At 70.9% G+C, this 19,947-nt stretch carries 14 protein-coding genes; 10 read left to right on the forward strand and 4 right to left on the reverse strand.

Annotated features, from left to right (window positions below; genetic code table 11):
• Window positions 1-25 precede the first annotated feature (25 nt).
• The 3 genes from ACZ5KV_RS05285 (at window position 26) to ACZ5KV_RS05295 (ending at window position 2,909) form a co-directional block, all read left to right on the forward strand.
• Window positions 26-1,417 (forward strand): YhjD/YihY/BrkB family envelope integrity protein, encoded by a 1,392-nt coding sequence (locus ACZ5KV_RS05285; RefSeq protein ID WP_464241809.1) that lies wholly within the window; start codon window positions 26-28, stop codon window positions 1,415-1,417.
• Entirely contained in the window at window positions 1,410-1,745 is a 336-nt protein-coding gene (locus ACZ5KV_RS05290; protein WP_464241303.1) for a cysteine-rich small domain-containing protein, read from the forward strand. The genes ACZ5KV_RS05285 and ACZ5KV_RS05290 overlap by 8 nt, the downstream gene beginning before the upstream one ends.
• A 66-nt stretch (window positions 1,746-1,811) precedes the next feature.
• Window positions 1,812-2,909 (forward strand): hypothetical protein, encoded by a 1,098-nt coding sequence (locus ACZ5KV_RS05295; protein ID WP_464241304.1) that lies wholly within the window; start codon window positions 1,812-1,814, stop codon window positions 2,907-2,909.
• A 105-nt stretch (window positions 2,910-3,014) separates the two neighbouring features.
• Here ACZ5KV_RS05295 and ACZ5KV_RS05300 read toward each other — a convergent pair whose 3' ends face one another.
• A complete protein-coding gene (locus ACZ5KV_RS05300; RefSeq protein WP_464241305.1) occupies window positions 3,015-4,523 on the reverse strand; it encodes an HD-GYP domain-containing protein in 1,509 nt (502 codons plus the stop codon).
• A 209-nt stretch (window positions 4,524-4,732) separates the two neighbouring features.
• Here ACZ5KV_RS05300 and ACZ5KV_RS05305 point away from each other — a divergent pair, with 209 nt between their 5' ends.
• Entirely contained in the window at window positions 4,733-7,423 is a 2,691-nt protein-coding gene (locus ACZ5KV_RS05305) for an HDOD domain-containing protein (protein ID WP_464241306.1), read from the forward strand.
• Complete coding sequence (locus ACZ5KV_RS05310; RefSeq protein WP_464241307.1) at window positions 7,420-9,141, forward strand: MinD/ParA family protein; 1,722 nt, start codon at window positions 7,420-7,422, stop codon at window positions 9,139-9,141. Before ACZ5KV_RS05305 ends, ACZ5KV_RS05310 begins: the two co-directional genes overlap by 4 nt.
• A 172-nt stretch (window positions 9,142-9,313) precedes the next feature.
• Here the strand turns inward: ACZ5KV_RS05310 and ACZ5KV_RS05315 are convergent, their stop codons facing one another.
• From ACZ5KV_RS05315 to ACZ5KV_RS05325, 3 genes are all read right to left on the reverse strand, one after another.
• Window positions 9,314-10,555 carry an OmpP1/FadL family transporter gene (locus tag ACZ5KV_RS05315; protein ID WP_464241308.1) on the reverse strand — a complete coding sequence of 414 codons (1,242 nt, stop codon included), beginning with the start codon at window positions 10,553-10,555 and terminating at the stop codon, window positions 9,314-9,316.
• An 830-nt stretch (window positions 10,556-11,385) separates the two neighbouring features.
• Window positions 11,386-12,813, reverse strand: coding sequence for a pyruvate kinase (gene pyk / locus ACZ5KV_RS05320; RefSeq protein ID WP_464241309.1), 1,428 nt, complete (start codon window positions 12,811-12,813; stop codon window positions 11,386-11,388).
• A 225-nt stretch (window positions 12,814-13,038) separates the two neighbouring features.
• A complete protein-coding gene (locus ACZ5KV_RS05325) occupies window positions 13,039-14,007 on the reverse strand; it encodes a UDP-glucuronic acid decarboxylase family protein (protein WP_464241310.1) in 969 nt (322 codons plus the stop codon).
• 517 nt (window positions 14,008-14,524) lie between these two features.
• Between ACZ5KV_RS05325 and ACZ5KV_RS05330 the strand changes: the two genes are divergently transcribed.
• From ACZ5KV_RS05330 to pgi, 5 genes are all read left to right on the forward strand, one after another.
• On the forward strand, window positions 14,525-15,148 hold the full coding sequence (locus tag ACZ5KV_RS05330) for a TetR/AcrR family transcriptional regulator (RefSeq protein ID WP_464241311.1): 624 nt from the start codon (window positions 14,525-14,527) through the stop codon (window positions 15,146-15,148).
• The gene (locus ACZ5KV_RS05335; protein ID WP_464241312.1) at window positions 15,145-16,155 is read left to right on the forward strand and encodes a TRAP transporter substrate-binding protein; all 1,011 of its coding nucleotides are present in this window, start codon (window positions 15,145-15,147) and stop codon (window positions 16,153-16,155) included. Before ACZ5KV_RS05330 ends, ACZ5KV_RS05335 begins: the two co-directional genes overlap by 4 nt.
• Window positions 16,156-16,233: 78 nt before the next feature.
• A complete protein-coding gene (locus ACZ5KV_RS05340) occupies window positions 16,234-16,722 on the forward strand; it encodes a TRAP transporter small permease (protein WP_464241313.1) in 489 nt (162 codons plus the stop codon).
• Entirely contained in the window at window positions 16,722-18,035 is a 1,314-nt protein-coding gene (locus ACZ5KV_RS05345) for a TRAP transporter large permease (RefSeq protein WP_464241810.1), read from the forward strand. The genes ACZ5KV_RS05340 and ACZ5KV_RS05345 overlap by 1 nt, the downstream gene beginning before the upstream one ends.
• Window positions 18,036-18,196: 161 nt before the next feature.
• On the forward strand, window positions 18,197-19,846 hold the full coding sequence (gene pgi / locus ACZ5KV_RS05350) for a glucose-6-phosphate isomerase (RefSeq protein ID WP_464241811.1): 1,650 nt from the start codon (window positions 18,197-18,199) through the stop codon (window positions 19,844-19,846).
• Window positions 19,847-19,947 lie beyond the last annotated feature (101 nt).

The raw sequence follows: 19,947 nt of genomic DNA on the forward strand, positions 1-19,947 counted from the left end.
CCGCCGGGGGCCGGTCGTGACCGTCATGCCGCCGACGCCGCAACACCCAGCGCCCGCCCGCAAGCCGCCCGCCCTGCGCGGCCCGGCCCTGCGCGCCGTGCGCTGGGCGGGCATGGTCGGCCACGGCTTCGTGGCCGACCAGTGCCTGCTGTGGGCATCGGCCCTGGCCTTCACCACGGCCCTGTCCCTGGTGCCGCTGCTGGCCGTGGCCTTCTCCATCTCCAAGGGCTTCGGCATCCAGAACTCGGAGTTCATCCGCGACCTGCTCATGCAGGTCACCGCCGGGCGCGAGGAAACCGTGGCCGCCATCATCGGCTACATCAACAACACCAACGTCCGCACCCTGGGCACCGTGGGCGTGGGCCTGCTCTTCGCCACGGTCATCTCCCTGCTGGGCAGCGTGGAGAAATCCCTGAACCACATCTGGGGCCTGAAATCCCAGCGCACCCCGTGGCGCAAGTTCTCGGACTATCTGACGGTCATCCTGGTCTGCCCGCTGCTCATCCTCATCGCCATCAGCGCCACGGCGTCCCTGGAAAGCTCCGCCGTGGTCCGCACCCTGCTGGAATTCTCGGTCCTGCACACGCTGTGGCTGGGCGCGCTCAAGGCCCTGCCCTACGTGAGCACCTGGCTGGCGCTGCTCTTCGTCTACACCTTCATCCCCAACACCCGGGTGCGCTTCGGCGCGGCGGCCGCGGGGGCGGTGCTGGCGGGCAGCCTGTGGCAGGCCGTGCAGTGGGGCTACATCACCTACCAGGCCTCCTTCCGCAACTACAACGCCATCTACGGCAGCTTCGCCCAGGTTCCGCTGCTGCTCATCTGGCTGTTCGTAAGCTGGGCCATCGTGCTGCTGGGCGCGCAGATCAGCTTCGCCGTGCAGAACAGCGGCACCTACCAGCGCGAGGCCACCCAGGACGCCTACAGCCACGACGATCGCCAGAAGCTGGCCGCCCTGGCCCTGGCCCTGCTGACCCGCGTGTTCATGGACGGCGGGCCGCGCCTGGGCAACGCGGAACTGGCCCGCCTGCTGGACGCGCCGGTGCGGCTGGTGGGCGACGTGATGCACATGCTGGCCCGGGCGGGCATCGTGCTGCCCGTGGCCGGGCCGCGCACCGAGGGCGCGGCCTACACCCTGGCCCGCCCGCCGGACAGCGTGCGCATGCTCGACGTGATCCAGGCCCTGTCGCGCTTCCGCCAGGGCGACGGCCCCCGGGCCCTGGGGCCCCGGCTGCGGGCGCTGGACCCGGTGTTCGCCGGGCTGCTGGGCGCCGCCAAGGACAGCCCGCACAACATGACCCTGGCCCGCTTCGCACGGCACTGCGCCGAGCAGGGCACCTGCCCCGACCCCTACCCCGCCGACGACGACGCGCCGGGGGACGCCGAAAAAACGAAGGACGCGGAAACTCCCCATGCCTGAGAACAGCCACCGTTTTTTCCGCAACGCGGCCTGCGCCTATTTTCCCTGCCACGCGGTGGCCGACGACGCGGACTTCAACTGCCTGTTCTGCTTCTGCCCGCTCTACTGGCTGGAGGACTGCGGCGGCTCCCCGGCCTTCAAGAACGGAATCAAGGATTGCACGGGCTGCACCCTGCCCCACCGGCCCGAAGGCTACGACGCCGTGCTGGCCCGCCTGCGCCGCGAGTTCGCCCACCGCGCGCCCCGGCCCGACCCCGGCCCGAACGGGAACCCTACCGGGGCTCCGGACAAGAGTCTGGACAAGAACCGGAACAAGGGACAGGACTAGCACGAACGCGACGACGCACCACACGACGACATGCACCCGGGGCCCCGCCCCGGGCCGGAGGACCATGTGAGCGAACACGACACCCCCAGCAGAAACGCATCCGGCGGCGCGGGCAAGGCCCTGGCCGTGCTGCTGGTGCTGGCGGCCGCGGCCCTGGCGGCCTATTTCTACATGAAGAACAAGAACGTGGAGCTGGCCCTCCCCACCGGGGAGCAGCTTGAGGAACACTCGGCCCAGCCCGAGCCCGCGCCGAGCCTGCCGCCCTCGGCCCCCGAGCCCCTGCCCCAGGCCCCCGAGGCCGCCGTGCCCGTGCCGCCCGACCCGGGCCCCGACCCCACGCCCTCGGTGACCATGCAGGCCACGGCCCCGCGTACCGACAAGGTGCTGACCCTGGAATTCATCGAGGACCTGGCCGCCTACCTCGCCGCGGCCTACCAGCCCGGCGGCAGCGACGGGAACCAGGGCTCCTCGGGCCTGACCACGGCCACCTTCCGCAAGCTCAACATGCGCTACGGCGTGGAACTGCACGGGCTGGACGTGGACCACGGCGACCCGCAGACGGGCCGCAAGCAGGCCCTGGACCACCTCATGTCGCCCATCGTGCTGCGCCTGGCCTACGACCTGCTGGCCCAGGACCTGCTGGACGCCCTGGCCCGCGCCGGATCGGCCCAGACCCGCCGGTTCGCCACGGCGGGCGGCACGGCCGAACGGCCCCTGAGCCCGGCGCAGGTGCGCGAGATGTTCGACCTCTACGCCGCGCGGGTGCGCGACACGGGGCGGACCTTCCAGAACTTCGCCAGCCGCCCGGACCTCGTGCGCCTCATGGACCGCTATTTCCAGGTCATGCGCGATGTGAACGCCGCCTACGCCCGCTACGCGGACCTGGAGGCCTCGGGCGCCGGGGACAAGGCCCTGGACGCCCTGTCCCTGGAGATCAAATCGGCCATCAACGAGCGCGAGGCCCTGCGCCGCGAACTGCTGCGCGGCACCCGGCCCTCGGGCGGCTCCAGCCTGACCGACGGCGACGTGCTGGACATCGCGGCCTGGGTGGCCCGCAGGCTGGCCGCCGACCCCGAGGCCATCAACGCCGTCGGCGCCCTGGCCTCCCTGAGCCGCGAACTGGCCGAAACCATGCAACGCTACGAGCCCAGCGCCCACGATTAGACGGGCGGACCGACGGCCCACGGGCCGCAAGCCGAAGCCCGCAAACGCGAAGGGGCCGGGAGGCAAAACCTCCCGGCCCCTTCGCGTGGCGTCGGCGGCGGCCCCTCAGGCCAGGGGCAGCGTCACGGACAGGGAAGTCTGGGCGGCGACGCGCGCCAGGTCGCGGGTGGCCACGACCCGGCACCAGACCTCCACCAGCCGTTCGTCCCACTGCTGGCCCGCGCCCCGGCGCAGGATGGCCGCGGCCTCCTGCGGGCTGCGGGCGCTCTGGTAGGCGCGGTCGGAGGTCATGGCCTCGTAGCCGTCCACCACGCTGACGATGCGCGCCAGGAAGGGAATGGCGTCCCCGGCCAGCCCGTCGGGGTAGCCGTGGCCGTTGTACCACTCGTGGTGGTGGTAGACGATGGGCAGAACGCCTTGCAGCGAGCGCAGGTCGGCCAGGATGTCCCGGCCCAGGGCCGGGTGCTGCTTCATGACCTCGAACTCGGCCTCGGTCAGCGGGCCGGGCTTGTTGAGGATGCGGTCGGGCACGCCGATCTTGCCCACGTCGTGCAGCACCCCGGCGAAGGAAAGCAGCTCCAGGTCCGCCGGGCCGAGGCCCACCTCGCGCCCGAGCATGGCCGCGTAGGCGCCCACACGCTCGGAATGGCCCTTGGTGTACACGTCCTTGGCTTCCACCGAGCGCACGTGCGAGGTAATGATCTCCAGGTTCATGTCCTGCAGGCGGCATTGCACGGCCACGTTGTCCAGAGCCGAGGCCGCGTGGGCCGCGAACACGGACAGAAGCTGCAACGCGGGCAGGGAATAGGCCCCGGCCTCCTGGTCGCGCAGCACCAGGATCATGCCCAGCAGGTGCTGGCCGTCCACCACGGGGGCGAACATGGCCGACACGGCGGCCTTGCCCCCGCCGCTGCGCACGGCCAGGGACTCGAACAGCCGCGGGCTGCGCCGCTCCATGAGCCGCCCGGCCACGGCGCCGAACCACTCCCGCGCGCGACGGTTGTCGCGCAGCATCGGGCCCCAGAACACGTCGCGCCCCAGATCGGGCCGCGCGCATTCGGTGAAGAACAGGCCCATGGAGTCGGGATGGAAGGCCTCGCGCAACTGGACCAGGAACTCCTTGACCACCGAGCGCACGTCGCGCTGGCGGCGCAGGGCCTGGCTGAAATCGAGCACCAGGTCCAGCCCTTGCGGATCGGGAGTGCCCGGCCTGCGGGGCGCGCTGCGCTGCTCGGCCTGGCGCAACTCGCGCTCGCGCAGCACCTTGGCCACCTTGTCCTGAAGTTCGCGGACGCCGAAGGGCTTGAGCAGATAGTCGGCGGCGCCGAGCTGGATGCAACTCACGGCGCTTTCCACGGAGCCGTAGCCGGTGAGGAAGATGACTTCCGCGTCGCAGCCCCGGGCGCGCATCTCTTCGAGCATCTCGCGCCCGCCCAGGCGGGGCATGCGCAGGTCGGTGACGACCAGATCCACTCCGCCCTGGTCGAGTATCTCCAGGGCCTGCACGCCGTTGCCCGCCGTTTTCACGGCGCAGCCCAGGCCCAGCAAGGCCTCGCGGTTGACTTCAAGCAGCGCGGCCTCGTCGTCCACGAGCAGGATGGTCTTGTCGTGCATCGGATTCCCGGCGTCCATGCCTGAATGCGTGCTCGCGACCCCGAGGGGCAAAGGCCGCGCGGCGGCGGAAGCTGCCGTGCGGGTTGTGTAATCCACTTCCGCGCGCCTTGTCCAGCCGGGAGCCTCGACGCCGCCGGGGCTTTGCTTTTTGGGCCCGACTGACGTATGCAGGGCCAAGCGGCGAACCGCCACCTCAGCAAGGACGCGAGATGCACACCGAACCCGACGCCGGAGCCCCTCCCGGAGCCAAGGACATCGTCCGGCACATCGAGCAACTGCCCGCGCCGCCCGCCGTGGCGGGCAGAATCCTGTCCCTGGTCGCCGGGCAGGACGCGGACTTCAACGATGTCGCCCGGCTCATCGAAACCGACGCCGCGCTGACCCTCAAGATCCTGCGCATGGCCAATTCCCTGGCCTACGGCTACCGGGGCCGGATAGAAAACCTGGACCAGGCCGTGCGCACCCTGGGCTTCGAGACCCTGCGCAACGCCCTGCTCTCGGTGCTCATCCGCGACAGCCTCTTCGGCGGCGGCACCCGAAGCGGCGTGCGCGGCGGCGATCCGCTGCTGACCCACCTGTGGAAACACTCCCTGGCCTGCGCCGTCACGGCCCAGATGCTGGCCGAGGCGGTCATGCCCGAGGCCACGGGCGCGGCCTTCACCGCCGGGCTGGTCCACGACTGCGGGCAGATGGTCCTGCTGGCGGCCCTGCCCGGGCGCTACGAGCCGCTACTGGAACGCTGCCGCGCAGGCGAGGCGCCCCTGCTGGCCCTGGAGACCCGGGAAATCCCGGGCCAGGAACACCCCCTGGTGGGCAAATGGCTGCTGGTGCAGTGGGACATGCCGCGCGCCCTGGTGGACGTGGCCTGGCTGCACCACCAGTCCCCCGAGGCCCTGGCCGAACTCGGCCCCGAGGGGCGGCTGCCCGCCCTGGTGGCCCTGGCCGACCTGCTGGCCCACGAGGTGATGTGCGACGCCCCGGGCGGCCCGGAGGCGGACCCCGAGGCCCTGGCCGCCATGCTGGGCCTGCCCGTGCCCGCCCTGGGGCAGTTCAAGGCGCGCATCGGCGAGGCCTACGCCCAGCGCGCCGCCGCCTTCGACCTGGACGGCGACGCCGCGGACTTCTATTTCGAGGCCCTGCAACGGGCCAACGCCCGCCTGGGCTCCATCAACGCGGACCTGGACGACCAGCGCCGCCGCCTGCGCCGGGCCAACCGCGTGCTCGCCGCCGTGACCGCCGCCGGGCAGGACATGGCCCGCGCCCAGTCGCCCCGGGCCGTGCTGGACACCCTGGCCGCCGTGTTCCCCGCGCGACTGGGCGCCCCGCGCGGCTTCGCCTACCGCGTGGACTCGGGCGCCGGGCTGCTGGAAGGCCTGGCCTGGAAGGACGGCACGGTGCGTCCCTTCCGCTGCGGGCTGGACAAAACCCTGGCCCCGCTCCCCGCCCCCGGCCCCGACGCCCCCCCGCAGGAGCTGCGTCCGCTGCTCGCGGGCTACCTCACGCGCATCCCCGCCGAAGCGCCCGACGAGACCTCGCGCATGCTGGCCGTGCCGCCGTGGCTGACCCTGCCGCTGCTGGCCGACGGCGGCTTTTTGGGCGAAATCGGCTTCACCCCCGGCGACGCGCGCTCCCTGCGCCTGCCCGCCGAGGAGCGCGCCGGGTTCGTCCAACTGGCGGACCTGGCCAGCGCGGCCCTGAACCGCCTGGAACTGCACGAACGCCTGGAGGAACGCGCCGAGCGCCTGTCGTCGGCCCTGGGGCGGCTGCGGCGCATGAACCACAAGCTGCTCCAGACCGAGCGGCTGGCCGCCGTGGGCCAACTGGCCGCCGGGGCGGCCCACGAGATCAACAACCCCCTGGCCATCATCTACGCCCGGGCCCAGCTCCTGGAGCTGCGCACACCCGATGAAAAAACCCGCGCGGACTTCCGCCAGATGATGACCCAGATCGAACGCATCACCTCCATCCTGACCAACCTCATGGACTTCGCGCGGCCCGCGCCGCCGCGCATGGACCCCGTGAACCTGAACGAGGTGGTCCAACGGGCCGTGGCCCTGGTGTCCAGCGGCCTGAGCAGGCAGGAGATCGACCTCGTCCCCGCGCTGGACGAAAGCCTGCCCGCCGTCACCGGCGACGGCGGCCAACTGGAACAGGTGGTGCTCAACCTGCTCATCAACGCCGAGCACGCCGTGGCCGACCGGCCCGCCCCCCGCGAGCGCGGGCGCATCACCGTCGGCACCGGGCTCCAGGGCCAGAACGCCTGCGTGACCATCGACGACAACGGCGTGGGCATCCCGGCGGAAAACCTGAACAAGATTTTCGACCCCTTCTTCACCACCAAGGAACAGGGCCGGGGCACGGGCCTGGGCCTGTCCACCTCCTACGGCATCCTCCAGGCCCACGGCGGCGAAATCCGCTTCCACAGCGTGCCCGGCAAGGGCACCCGGGTCACGGTGCTGCTGCCCCTGTCCTGCCCGGTGCCGCACCGCGCGCCCGCCGGGGCCCAGCCCCGGCCCGAGCGCGACACCATCCTGGTGGTGGACGACGAACGCCATATCCGCGACATCCTGCGCGAATCGCTGGAAGCCCGGGGCTACGCCGTGCGCACCGCCGAGGACGGCGAACAGGCCCTGGGGCTCCTGGAGCGCGAGCGCTTCAGCCTGCTGCTGGTGGACATCCGCATGCCCCAGCGCGGCGGGCTCTCGCTGCTGGAGCGCGCCCGCGAGCGCATCGGCGCGACCCCGGTCATCGTGCTCACGGGCATGGCCGGGCCCGAGGAAATCGACAAGGCCCTGCGCCTGGGCGTGTTCCGCTGCGTGCGCAAACCGTTCCAGATCGACGCCCTGCTCGACGACATCGCCGCCGCCCTGGGCCGCGACCACGGCGGGGAGGCACCATGAGGATCGTGCCCCTCTCCCCGGGCCAGCCGCCCACGCGGGTAATCTGCGTCGCCAGCGGCAAGGGCGGCGTGGGCAAGACCAGCCTGGCCACGGGCCTGGCCTTCGCCCTGGCCGCGCGCGGCAACCGCGTCTGCCTGCTCGACGCCGACCTGGGCCTGGCCAACGTGGACATCCTGCTCGGCGTGAACCCCGAAAAGACGCTGGAAGACGTGCTCTTCGGCGGCGTGCCCATGGCCGGGGCCATCGTGCCCGTGGCCCCGGGGGTGGACCTGGTGTCCGGAGCGTCGGGCGTGCCCCGGCTGGCGGAGCTGACCCGCGCCGAGCGCATGCGTCTGGCCGCCGAGTTCGAGGCCCTGGACGGCTACGACTACCTCGTGGTGGACAACTCGCCGGGCATCAGCACCCAGGTGGTGTCGCTGTGCCTGTCGGCGCGCGACCTCGTGGTGGTCGCCACGCCGGACACCACGGCCATTACCGACGCCTACGCCCTGATCAAGGTGCTCTCGCGCGCCGGGCTGTGGTGGAGCCCGTTCATCTGCGTGAACCGCGCGCGCGGGCGCCAGCAGGGGCGGCTGGTGTTCGAGAAGCTGCGGGCCACGGCGGGCAAGCACCTGGGGCTCAACTGCCGCTACCTCGGCTGCGTGCTGGAGGACGAGGCCGTGGGCCTCGCGGCCAGCCTGCGCCGCCCCGTGGCCGAAGCCGCACCGCGCTCGGGCGCCGCGCGCGACCTGGCGGCCCTGGCCCGGGCCCTGGACGAGGCCGAAACCCCGGGGCGGCGGCGCGACGTGAGCCCCCTGCGTTTTCTGGACGGCTCCATCATGCGCCTGAAGCAGGAGCGCGGCGCCCTGGCGGGCATCGCCCGCACCGCCGAGCGCCTGCGCCGCGAGGTGGACGGCCCGCCCGCCGGACCCACAGGACCCGACGCGCAGGACCGCGAACGGCTGCTCGAAGGCCTGGCCCGCCTGGGCCGGGGGCTCGACCGCCTGGAACGCCTGGACGGAGCGAACGGCTCCGGCGCGGGCGGCCAGGACGACCGGGCCCGGCTGGCGGCGGCCATGCGCGCCGAACTGGCCATCATGCGCGCCCTGCTGACCCCGGGCGCGGCCCCCGGGCGCGGCCCGGAAACTCCCGGCCGGGCCCCGGCGCCGGTGCCCCCCGCGCCACCCCGGCGGCCGCGCAGCCTGGAGCGCCCCGCAGCCCCGCAACCCTCGGGAATACCTGAGGCCCGGGGCCTGCTCGGCGAGGAAACCCTGCCCGGCATGCGTGCGGCCCTGGCCGCCCTGGCCGAGGCCGCCGCGCCCGGCCCCGCGCCGCAGGAACACCCGGCGCCGCACGCCGCCGCCCCGGAGGCTCCCGCCCGCCGCCCCCAGGGCCGGGCCCTGCTGGTCTGCCCGCCCTCGCCCATGCGCGACGTGCTGGCCGAGGTGCTCAACGAGGCCGGGCTGCGCCCGGAGGCCGTGCATCCGCGCGCCCTGAACGGCGGGGACCACTTCGCGGGCTACAGCCTGGGCCTCGTGTGCTGGGACGCTCCGGCGCGCGACCTGGAGCGCGTGGTGGCCCGGGCGGGCGCCACGCCGGTGGTCATGCTGCGCGGCTTCCGCCGCGCCCCGGACCAGGAGCCGGACCTCTCCGGCCTGCCCGTGACCGTGCTCTACAAGCCCTTCCAGGTCCAGGCGCTGTACGGCGCCATCCGTCAGGCCACCGGCGAGGGCGCGTAGCCGCACCGCCCGCGCGGCGCCCACGCCCCACCCCGCACCGCCTGCGCGGCGCCCACGCCCCACCCCGCGCCGCCTGTGCCGACGCGGCCCCGCAGCGGGGTCGCCCCCCCTGGGAATGAAAAAGGCCGGAGCGGTCGCCCGCCCCGGCCTTTTGCCGCGCCGCAAGGCGCCGCTAGAAACGATAACCCACGGTCATGCCCACGATGTGCGTTTCCAGGTCCACGGCCTCGGACTTGAAGATGCCCTCGGACTGGCGGGTGCTGTACTCGCGCTCGGCGCTTTCCAAATAGGTGTAGGAGAGGTCCAGGGTCCACTGCTCCCAGTGGAAGCCCAGGCCGCCGGAGTAGAGCTTGCGGTCGTTGGCGGGAACCATGTAGTCCGCGCGGTCGCCGTTGATGGGCGACTGGTCGTAAACGAAGCCCGCGCGCAGGTCGAGCCAGTCGTACAGGGCGTACTCGGCGCCGATCTGGTAGCGGTAGACATCCTTCCAGTCCTTCTGGGAACTGGACTGGCTCACGGCGCCGATGATCGGCGTGCGGTAGCGGATGGTCAGCTCGTTGTAGGTGCTCCAGCGCGTCCAGACCACGTCGGCCTCGACGGTCAGCTTGTCCAGCGGCTTGACGGCCACGCCGAAGCTGACGCTGTCGGGCAGGACGAGGTCGCCCTCGGCCTCGGCGTCGGAGAACGGACCGGGCTCGAAGGTGGCGTCGCCCTCGACGGTGTGCTGCATCTGGCTGCGGTAGGTCAGGCCGGCGCGCAGCCAGTCCGTGGGCTCGTAGTAGGCCGAGAGGGTCAGGCCCACGCCGACGCTGTCGCCCAGAAGCTTGGCGTTGACATCGGTGGCGTAGGTGTTGGGGTTGTTCACCCCGGTAAAGTCCACGGCCTTGCGTTGCAGGAACTGCAGCCACATGACCTCGGCGCCCACGGCGAAGGACCACTGGTCGTTCAGCTTGTAGGCCAGGTTGGGGTTGGCGGACAGGGACTCGATGGAGGCCTCGTAGACGTTGTAGCGGCCGGTCCACTGCTCGTCGTACTCCGTGCCCAGGCCGAAGCGGCTGAAGGTGCCCAGGCCGATCCACCATTTGTCGTTCAACTGGGCGCTGAAGTAGGCGTGGGGCGGCAGCCAGACGTTGGATTTGCCCGTGGCGTCGTTGTAGGCGCCGTTGAAGTTGACCTTGGCCATCGGGTAGATGCCGGTGACGCCCGCCACCAGGGACATGCCCTCCACGTCGGTCATGCCCGCCGGGTTGGAGGCGATGGTCGAGGCGTCTCCGGGGCTGGCGATGACCGCCCCGCCCATGGAGTTGCCGCGCGCACTCCACTCGTAGAGAGAGAAGCCCGCCGCCGACGCGCCCCCCGCCACCATCAGCACGACCAGACAGGCCAGACCCGCCGCCCGCAACATCTTCCGCATACAATACCCCACTTGCTCAAAAGTTCCAAAAAATTGCGACTGCAACTGTCGCGGCCACAAAAATAGTTGCATAAGCAACTTTTGCACCAGCACTTTCCACACCGGGCAGCCCCGCCGGGGCTCTTGAGCCCATAGCGGATACGCGACCAAAAAGCCAGCCCCGAGACCCGCTTTTGTTACTTTTTTTGCACAACTCCGGCGCCAGGACGCGGGCACCGCTGCGGGCGCAGGCTTTTTGCGTACGCCGTCGGCAAAAACCGCCCGAGGCCCCCGCAGCCCCCTTGCGCGATAGATTCTCCCCGCCCCCGTGCAGCCGGAAACAGGGGGAACACTCCTCTCCGGGAACAGGGGGAACACCTTCGGTGCCGGTTCTTCGGCTCCGCGGCTGGCCAGCCCCCGTGCAGCCGGAAATTTTGAGCCCGGCAGGACCGATCCGGCGTAGACGTTCATGTCGCCGGTTCTGCTTTCCCGCAGCCCCACCGGGCAGCCTTATGGCCCGGGTTGACGTAGCGCAACTTCTCATCCCGGAGTCTCCCCACCCCGGAACAGCGCGGCGCTTCGCCGCGCTGTTCCGGGGCGGGGTGCGGGGTCAAGGGGGCGTTGCCCCCTTGCGGGGGGTGCCGGGGGGCGGCGCCCCCAGGCCGGGGTCCGGGGCAGCGCCCCGGCAGTGCGCGACCTGCGCCGTCGCCCTCCCTTCCGCCCGCCCCGCATCCGGCGGCCCCACGGCCGGGCGCGCCCGGGCCATGCACCCGACCCCGGCGGTCGCCCGACGCAAAGCCGCCGGACCCTGGCGGGGGTCCGGCGGCATGCTCGCGGCGGCGGGGCCGGGGCTATTTGCGGAAGAGGCGGATGGTGTTGGTCTGGGTGCTGGTCTGCCCGGGGGGCTCGGGACGGCCGGAGGTGATGACCACGCTGTCGCCGGAGGCGAATTCTTCGGAGTTCTTGACGAATTCGATGGCCCGGCGGGTGTGGTCCTCGATTTCCGTGCCGACGATGCGGGGCTTGACGCTCCAGAAGAAGTTGAGCCAGCGGATGACGCGCGGGTCGGTGGTCAGGCCGTAGATGGCCTGGGCGGGCCTGCGGCTGGAGAGCTGGCGGGCGGTGGTGCCGCTGGAGGAGTGGGCCACCAGGGCGCGGCTGCCGTCGTGCCCGGCGATGAGGCAGGCGGAGTAGGCCATGTACTTCACGATGTCCTGCTTCTTGCTGGGGCGGTAGGGTTCGCCCAGGCGCTCGAGGTAGTACTCCTCGGAGCTGGTGGCGATGCCCTCGATGAAACGGCAGGTTTCCACGGGGTAGGTGCCGATGGCGGTTTCCTCGGAAAGCATGACGCAGTCGGCGCCGTCGAGCACGGCGTTGGCCACGTCGGCGGCTTCGGCGCGGGTGGGCACGGGGTTCTTGACCATGGAAAGCATCATCTGCGTGGCGACGATGACGGCCTTCTGGGCGTGGCGGCAGGCGCGGATGATGCGCTTCTGGATGACGGGCAGGATCATGAGCGAGCATTCCACGCCCAGGTCGCCGCGCGCGACCATGACCACGTCGGCGGCCTCGACGATGGCCTCGATGTTGTCCAGGGCGCGCTTGCGCTCCAGCTTGGCGACCACGGGCACCCAGCGGCCCTGCTCGCGGATGAGGTCCTTGGCCTGCTGCACGTCCTCGGGGGTCTGCACGAAGGAGAGGGCGATGGCGTCCACGCCGATTTCCAGGGCCTCGCGCAGGTCCTTGCGATCCTTTTCGGTGAGGGCGGGCATGGGGTGAATCTTGTCCGGGAAGGCGATGCCCTTGTTGGAGGTCAGGATGCCGCCGTTCTGGGCCTGCATCTCGCAGAGGCGGTCGGCCTTGAGCACGCGGGTGACGCGGAACTGGAGCATGCCGTCGGAAAGGTACACCGGATCATGCACGGCGATGTCGTGCATCAGGGCGGGCACGTCGAGGCTGATGAAGACCTTGTCGGTTCCGGCGGCCTGGCGTTCGTCGGGCAGGCCGAGGTAGACGGACTGGCCCTTGTCCACGGTCAGCGGCGAGCCCTCGACCTGGCCGATGCGCGTCTTGGGCCCGCAGAGGTCGGCCATGACGGTGAGCGGCAGGCCCATTTCGGCCTCCAGCTCGCGGATGGCCGCGACCACGGGCCGGAAGTACGCGGCGTCGGCGTGGGAAAAGTTGAGGCGCAGGATGCGGACGCCATGGCTGACCATGCCGCGCATGATCTCCTTGTCCATGGAGGCCGGACCCAATGTGGCGATGATTTTGGTGCGCATGGCGCCCTCCGGGGTAATGGTTCTGCTGCGGCAAGTGCGGTTGTAGCACACCCGGAGGCGGTGTCCAACCATGGACGCGGGCCGCGCCCCGGGCGGGCGCCGGATGCGTTGCGGCAAAGGGTGGGGGAAAGGGCGCGACGGACGCGCGGCCGCGTACTCGCGGCGCAGGGCCGAGGGGCGGCGGAGGCCGAAGGCGGCAGGGCTGTCGACCGGGGCGCTGGGCGGCTAGGCCTGACCGTCCATGTCGCGCAGCAGGCCGTCGAAATAGTCCACGGTTCTGCCCAGGCCCTCGCGCAGGGGCACCACGGGCTGCCAGCCCGCGACCTCGCGGGCCAGGGCGATGTCGGGCCTGCGCTGGCGGGGGTCGTCTCCGGGCAGGGGGCGGAACTGGATTTCCGAGCGCCCGCCGACGATCTCGCGCACCAGTTCGGCCAGTTCCAGGATGGTGAACTCGCCGGGGTTGCCGAGGTTCATGGGCCCGGGGAAGTCGTCGGGGGTGTGGTCCATGAGCCGGACGAAGCCCTCGATCATGTCGTCCACGTAGCAGAAGGAGCGCGTCTGGGAGCCGTCGCCGTAGATGGTCAGCGGCGCGCCGCGCAGGGCCTGGACCACGAAGTTGGACACCACGCGGCCGTCGTTGGGGTGCATGCGCGGGCCGTAGGTGTTGAAGATGCGCGCGACCTTGACGCGCAGTTTGTGCTGGCGGCGGTAGTCGAAGAACAGGGTCTCGGCGCAGCGCTTGCCCTCGTCGTAGCAGGAGCGCTCGCCGATGGGATTCACGCGGCCCCAGTAGCTTTCGGGCTGGGGGTGGATTTCGGGGTCGCCGTAGACCTCGCTGGTGGAGGCCTGAAAAATCTTGGCCCGCAGGCGCTTGGCCAGACCGAGCATGTTGATGGCGCCGTGGATGGAGGTCTTGGTCGTCTGCACGGGGTCGTGCCGGTAGTGGATGGGCGAGGCCGGGCAGGCCAGGTTGTATATCTCGTCCACCTCGACGTAGAGCGGAAAGGTCACGTCGTGGCGCTTGAGCTCGAAGTAGGGGTTGTCCAGCAGGTGCTTGATGTTGCGCTTGGTGCCGGTAAAGAAGTTGTCCACGCAGAGCACGTCGCAGCCGTCGGCGAGCAGCCGTTCGCACAAAAACGACCCCAGGAACCCGGACCCGCCGGTGACCAGAACGCGTTTCTTGATATGCTGCATGGAGCCCCCCGCTGGCGCTGGCTGATCGCGGCGCCGGGAATCCGACGCGCGCGGGAAGACTATGCAATCCCCGCACCAGGGGCGCAAGCCCGCCGGAAGGGCCAGCAGCACCCGCAAAGCACCCGGCCCCGCGCTCCACCCCGACGCCCGGCCCGTCGGGGCGTGCGCCGGGGCGCGGCAGGCGCCCGGGTCCGCATGCCCCGCCCCCGCCCGCGCGGCATCCTGGCAAAGCGTCTATCTCGTCCTCAGACAGCCCCTGCCCCGCCCCGGCCCGTCGCGCGGGGCCGCCCCCTTGCGTTCCGCCCCCGCGCAGTGTCCGCGATTTCCCGACGCCGCCCGGTCCCGCCGCGTTCCCTCCTTTTCCCCGCCTCCCTTCGCTTCTTTCCCCCTCTCCTCCTCTTCTTCTTGACATGCCCTGCGCCCGGGGGTAATCGATTGTCCGCATGTGACCGGCGGTCACTTTTTGACTGCCGGTCACAAACCGGCGAGGCGGCACAAACGCCGGGCAAGGGACGGGATGGCCACGAAACAGCAGGAAAAATCGCTCCAGACGCGCCAGGAGCTGATGGCCGCGGCGGTGGAGCTGTTCGGCGCGCACGGGTACGACGCCACCACGGTGGCGGACATCACCCGCCGCGCGGGCTACGCCAAGGGCAGCTTCTACCGCCACTGGCAGAGCAAGGACGAGCTGTTCCTGGACATCGCCCGGGCCCGGCTGGCGGCCTACCGCGCCCAGCGCGACGCGCGCATGGATCAGGCCCGCGACCTGGAACAGGCCGTGCACCTCATCTGGGACTTCCTGGAGACCATCCTCGCCGACCGCGACTGGTCGCGCCTGTTCCTGGAATTCACGGTGCACGTCTCGCGCGACGAGGCCCTGTGCGCCAAGCTGAACAACGGCGCCTACCGGCTGTCCAACAGCCTGTTCGCCGAACTGGTGCGCGACCACGTGCGCACGGACTTTCCGCCCGAAAAGCTCGGCGCGCTGAACACCGCCCTGTTCGAGGGCCTGCTCATCCACCGCGCCCTGGGCACCGGCACCCTGGATACCCGCGACGTGCGCGAGGCCGCGCTGGTGCTCATCCGCCACTACGCCGCCCCCCGCAGCCCCGACCAAACCAACACCGGAGAAACCCCATGACCCGACCCCTGGCCGCCCTGCTGACCCTGGCCCTGGCCCTGGCGGCCCTGCCCGCCCACGCAGGCACCGTGACGCTGACCTACTCCAACTTCTTTCCGCCCACGCACGTCCAGTCGCAACTGGCCCAGCAGTGGTGCGACGAGGTGGAGAAACGCACCGGCGGCGCCGTGCATGTGGACTACTTCCCCGGCGGCACCCTGACCAAGGCCCCGGAAATCTACGACGGCGTGGTCGAGGACCTCTCCGACATCGGCATGAGCGCCCCGGGCTACACGCGCGGGCGCTTCCCCGTGCTCTCCGCCGTGGACCTGCCCCTGGGCTACGCCAGCGGCCCCGAGGCCACCGCCGTGGCCAACGCCGTGTTCGAGAAATTCCGCCCCGCCGAGTTCGACGACGTGGAGGTCATGTACTTCCACGCCCACGGCCCGGGCCTGCTGCACACGGCCAAGAAGCCCGCCGCCACCCTGGAGGACCTGAAGGGCCTCAAGCTGCGCGCCACGGGCAACTCGGCCAAGGTCGTGCAGGCCCTGGGCGCCACGCCCGTGGCCATGTCCATGCCCGACTCCTATCAGGCCATGCAGAAGGGCGTGGTCGACGGCGGCCTGCATCCCATCGAAACCAACAAGGGCTGGAAGATGGGCGAGGTGGTCCACTTCATGACCGAATCCCAGGCCGTGGCCTACACCACCGCCTTCTACGTGGTCATGAACAAGGCCCGCTGGGCGTCCATCCCGCCCGAGGCCCAGGCGGCCATCCGCGAACTGAACGTCGAGTGGGCCCAGCGCCACGGCCGGGCCTGGGACGAAAGCGACGCCGAGGGCATGGAGTTCTTCCTCTCCAAGGGCGGGCAGGTGGTGCCCCTGGCCGATGGGGAAGCCGCGCGCTGGCGTGCGGCCTGCGCGCCCATCCTGGACGAATACGTCCAGGAGGCCGGAGCCCAGGGCCTGGACGGCAAGGCCATCCTGGAGTACATCCTGGCCGCCCAGAAAACCGCCCGGGGCAAGTAGCCCCCGGCGCCCGGAAACCGCAAGCGGAGGCGGCCGCAAGCCCGCCTCCGCTCCCTTTTTGCCGAGCGGACACGCACCATGCACGCACTCTCCCGCCTCCTGGACCACCTGGAACTGGCCATGCGCGCCCTGGCCTGCTGCTGCCTCATGGGCATGGCCCTGCTGACCGGGGCCGACGTGGCCGGGCGCGGGCTGTTCAACACGCCGGTGTTCGGCTCGGAGGAGCTGACGGCCATCCTGGCCACCCTGGCCGTGGCGCTGTGCCTGCCCTACGCCCACGCCCAGGGCGTGCACATCGGGGTCGAAATCCTGGTCAGCCGCCTGCCGCGCCGCATCCGCCGCCCCATGGCCCTGGCCACCAACACCACGGCCGCGGCCCTCTTCGCCGTGGTGGCCTGGCGCATGGTGGATTACGCCCGGACCCTGCGCGCTTCGGGGCAGGTGTCCATGAACCTCGGGCTGCCGACCCATCCGGTGGTCCTGGCCCTGGCCTTCGGCTTCGCCATGTTCGCGCTGTTCCTGGCGCGCGACGTGCTGCGCCACTTCAGCGCAAAGGACGGCAGATGATGGACCCGACCCTGGCCGGAATCCTGGGCATCGCGGCGATGCTCGCGCTGTTCATGACCCGCATGCCCGTGGCCTACGTGATGACCCTGACCGGGTTCATCGGCTTCTCGCTGCTGACCTCGTGGAAGGGCGGGTTGAACCTGCTGTCGCGCAGCTTCTACGAGGCCTTTTCCTCCTACAGTCTGTCCACCATCCCGCTGTTCATCCTCATGGGCCAACTGGCCTTCAACAGCGGCATCTCGCGGCGGCTGTACGACACGGCCTACCGCTTCCTGGGCCACGTGCGCGGCGGGCTGGCCATGGCCACCGTGGCGGCCTGCTCGGCCTTCGGCGCGGTGTGCGGCTCCTCGCCCGCCACGGCGGCGACCATGGCCACCGTGGCCATCCCCGAAATGAAGCGCTACGGCTACGCCGACTCCCTGGCGGCGGGCAGCGTGGCCTCGGGCGGCGGCCTGGGCATGATCATGCCGCCCAGCGTGGTGCTCATCGTCTACGGCGTGCTCACCGAGCAGTCCATCGGCGCGCTGTTCGTCTCGGGCATCCTGCCCGCCGTGCTGCTCACGGTGCTGTTCATCCTCGCCGTGGGCGCGCAGTGCGCCCTGCGCCCGGCCCTGGGCCCGGCGGGCCAGCGCTTCGGGCGCGCCGAGCGCCTGCGCTCCCTGGGCGGGCTGGTGGACACGCTGCTGGTTTTCCTGCTGGTCATCGGCGGCATGTTCTTCGGCTGGTTCACGCCCACCGAGGCCGCGTCCATCGGCGTGCTGGGCGTGCTGGCCCTGGCCCTGGCGCGGCGGCGCCTGCCCTGGCGGGCCTTCGTGGCCTCGCTGGAGGAGACCCTGCGCACCTCGTGCATGGTGCTCTTCCTGGTGGCCGGGGCCACGGTCTTCGGCAAGTTCCTGGCCGTGACGCGCATCCCCTTCAACGTGGCCGGATGGGTGGCGGGCTTCGACCTGCCCGCCTTCGGGGTCATGGCCGTGATCATCGCCATCTACTTCATCGGCGGCTGCTTCATGGACGCCCTGGCGCTGATCATGCTGACCATCCCCATCTTCTACCCCGTGGTGCAGCACCTGGGGTACGACCCGATCTGGTTCGGGGTCATCGTCGTCCTGGTCACGCAGATGGGCGTCATCACCCCGCCGGTGGGCATCAACGTCTACGTGGTCTTCGGCATGTCGCGGCGCCTGGCCCCGGGCATGACCCTGGAATCCATCTTCAAGGGCACCGTGCCCTTCCTGCTGGCCATCGTGGTCGGCATCGTCCTGCTCTTCCTCTTCCCGCAGATCGTGCTCTTTCTGCCGGGGCTGATGTACTGACGCCCGCGGCGGCGCGGGGCCACCCCCGCGCCGCCGCACGCCACCCCGCCCCCGCCCCTGCCCCGGGCCCGGAGCCCGCGCGTTGACTTGCTCGCGCTTTTCGCCCATCCTGCCCGAGGATGAGCAACCTGCTGCCCGCCGTGCGCAAGGGGAACGCCGCCATGACCAGCATCGCCCAGTCCCAGCCCTGGAAGGCGCTCGAAGAGCACTACCGCGAAATGTCCTCGCTGCACATGCGCGAGCTGTTCGCCAAAGATCCCCAGCGCTTCGCGCGCTTCTCCCTGCGCCTGGGCCCGCTGCTGTTCGATTATTCCAAAAACCGCATCACCGAGCGGACCATGGCCCTGCTCATGGACCTCGCCCGCCACGCCCGCGTGCCCGAGCGACGCGAGGCCATGTTCGCCGGAGAGCCCATCAACGTCACCGAGGGCCGCGCCGTGCTGCACACCGCCCTGCGCAACCGTTCGGACCGGCCCGTGCCCGTGGACGGGCAGGACGTGATGCCCGGGGTGCGCGCCGTGCTGGGGCGCATGGGCGCCTTCGCCAAGGCCGTGCGCGGCGGCGCCTGGCAGGGCCACACCGGGCGGCGCATCACCGACGTGGTCAACATCGGCATCGGCGGGTCGGACCTGGGGCCGAGCATGGTCTGCCGCGCCCTGGCCCACTATGCCGACGGCCCCGCGCCGCACTTCGTCTCCAACGTGGACGGCACGCATATCCACGAGACCCTGCGCCGCCTGAACCCAGAAACCACCCTGTTCATCGTCGCCTCCAAGACCTTCACCACCCAGGAGACGATGATGAACGCCGCCACGGCCAAGCGCTGGTTCCTGGACTCCGGCGCGGCGAAAAAGGACGTGGCCAGGCACTTCGTGGCCCTGTCCACCAACGCCCAGGCCGTGGCCGCCTTCGGCATCGACCCGGCCAACATGTTCGAGTTCTGGGACTGGGTGGGCGGGCGCTATTCCCTGTGGTCGGCCATCGGGCTGTCCATCGTGCTCGCCGTGGGCATGGCCCGCTTCGAGGAGCTGCTGGGCGGCGCCTTCCTGGCCGACGAGCACTTCCGCTCCGCGCCCCTGGAGCAAAACATCCCCGTGATCATGGGCATGCTCGGGGTGTGGTACAACAATTTCTTCGGCTGCGGCACCCACGCCATCCTGCCCTATGACCAATACCTGGACCGCTTCCCGGCCTATTTCCAGCAGGGCGACATGGAGTCCAACGGCAAGAGCGCCACCCTGGACGGCACCCTGGTGGATTACGGCACCGGCCCCGTCATCTGGGGCGAACCGGGCACCAACGGCCAGCACGCCTTCTACCAGCTCCTGCACCAGGGCACCAAGCTCGTGCCCTGCGACTTCCTGTGCGCGGCCAACCCGCTGAACCCCGTGGGCGAGCACCACCCGGCCCTGGTCTCCAACTTCCTGGCCCAGACCGAGGCCCTCATGCGCGGGCGCAATCTGGAGGAAACCGAGGCCGCCCTGCGCGCCGAGGGCCACTCCGACGCCGAGATCGCCCGCCTGCTGCCGCACAAGGCCTTCGCGGGCAACCGCCCGTCCAACAGCCTGCTCTACGACCGCCTGACCCCGGCCACCCTGGGCACGCTCATCGCGCTCTACGAGCACAAAATCTTCGTGCAGGGCACGGTCTGGAACATCAACTCCTTCGACCAGTGGGGCGTGGAACTGGGCAAGCAGCTCGCCAAGGCCATCCTGCCCGAACTCTCCGGCAAACCCCGCCCCGCCGACCACGACGCCTCGACCAACGGGCTCATCGCGGCGTACCGGGCCATGCGCTCCCCGGGGAAGTGATCCCTGGCCGGGAGGAACCGGCCGGTTTCCACTCCAGCCCCCGAACCAATAATCTATCGGCCTTGACAACGGCCCCGGTTTCGACAACAACCGAAGCATCC

The sequence above is a fragment of the Desulfocurvus thunnarius genome (genome assembly GCF_055390965.1).

Excerpts from the sequence above, each read along its gene's own strand:
- ACZ5KV_RS05305 (WP_464241306.1), top strand. The coding sequence starts at position 4,733 with ATGCACACCGAACCCGACGCCGGAGCCCCTCCCGGAGCCAAGGACATC.
- ACZ5KV_RS05310 (WP_464241307.1), top strand. The coding sequence starts at position 7,420 with ATGAGGATCGTGCCCCTCTCCCCGGGCCAGCCGCCCACGCGGGTAATC.
- pyk (WP_464241309.1), bottom strand. The coding sequence starts at position 12,813 with ATGCGCACCAAAATCATCGCCACATTGGGTCCGGCCTCCATGGACAAG.
- ACZ5KV_RS05325 (WP_464241310.1), bottom strand. The coding sequence starts at position 14,007 with ATGCAGCATATCAAGAAACGCGTTCTGGTCACCGGCGGGTCCGGGTTC.
- ACZ5KV_RS05290 (WP_464241303.1), top strand. The coding sequence starts at position 1,410 with ATGCCTGAGAACAGCCACCGTTTTTTCCGCAACGCGGCCTGCGCCTAT.
- ACZ5KV_RS05300 (WP_464241305.1), bottom strand. The coding sequence starts at position 4,523 with ATGCACGACAAGACCATCCTGCTCGTGGACGACGAGGCCGCGCTGCTT.
- ACZ5KV_RS05285 (WP_464241809.1), top strand. The coding sequence starts at position 26 with ATGCCGCCGACGCCGCAACACCCAGCGCCCGCCCGCAAGCCGCCCGCC.
- ACZ5KV_RS05330 (WP_464241311.1), top strand. The coding sequence starts at position 14,525 with ATGGCCACGAAACAGCAGGAAAAATCGCTCCAGACGCGCCAGGAGCTG.
- ACZ5KV_RS05335 (WP_464241312.1), top strand. The coding sequence starts at position 15,145 with ATGACCCGACCCCTGGCCGCCCTGCTGACCCTGGCCCTGGCCCTGGCG.
- ACZ5KV_RS05315 (WP_464241308.1), bottom strand. The coding sequence starts at position 10,555 with ATGCGGAAGATGTTGCGGGCGGCGGGTCTGGCCTGTCTGGTCGTGCTG.
- ACZ5KV_RS05345 (WP_464241810.1), top strand. The coding sequence starts at position 16,722 with ATGGACCCGACCCTGGCCGGAATCCTGGGCATCGCGGCGATGCTCGCG.
- pgi (WP_464241811.1), top strand. The coding sequence starts at position 18,197 with ATGACCAGCATCGCCCAGTCCCAGCCCTGGAAGGCGCTCGAAGAGCAC.
- ACZ5KV_RS05340 (WP_464241313.1), top strand. The coding sequence starts at position 16,234 with ATGCACGCACTCTCCCGCCTCCTGGACCACCTGGAACTGGCCATGCGC.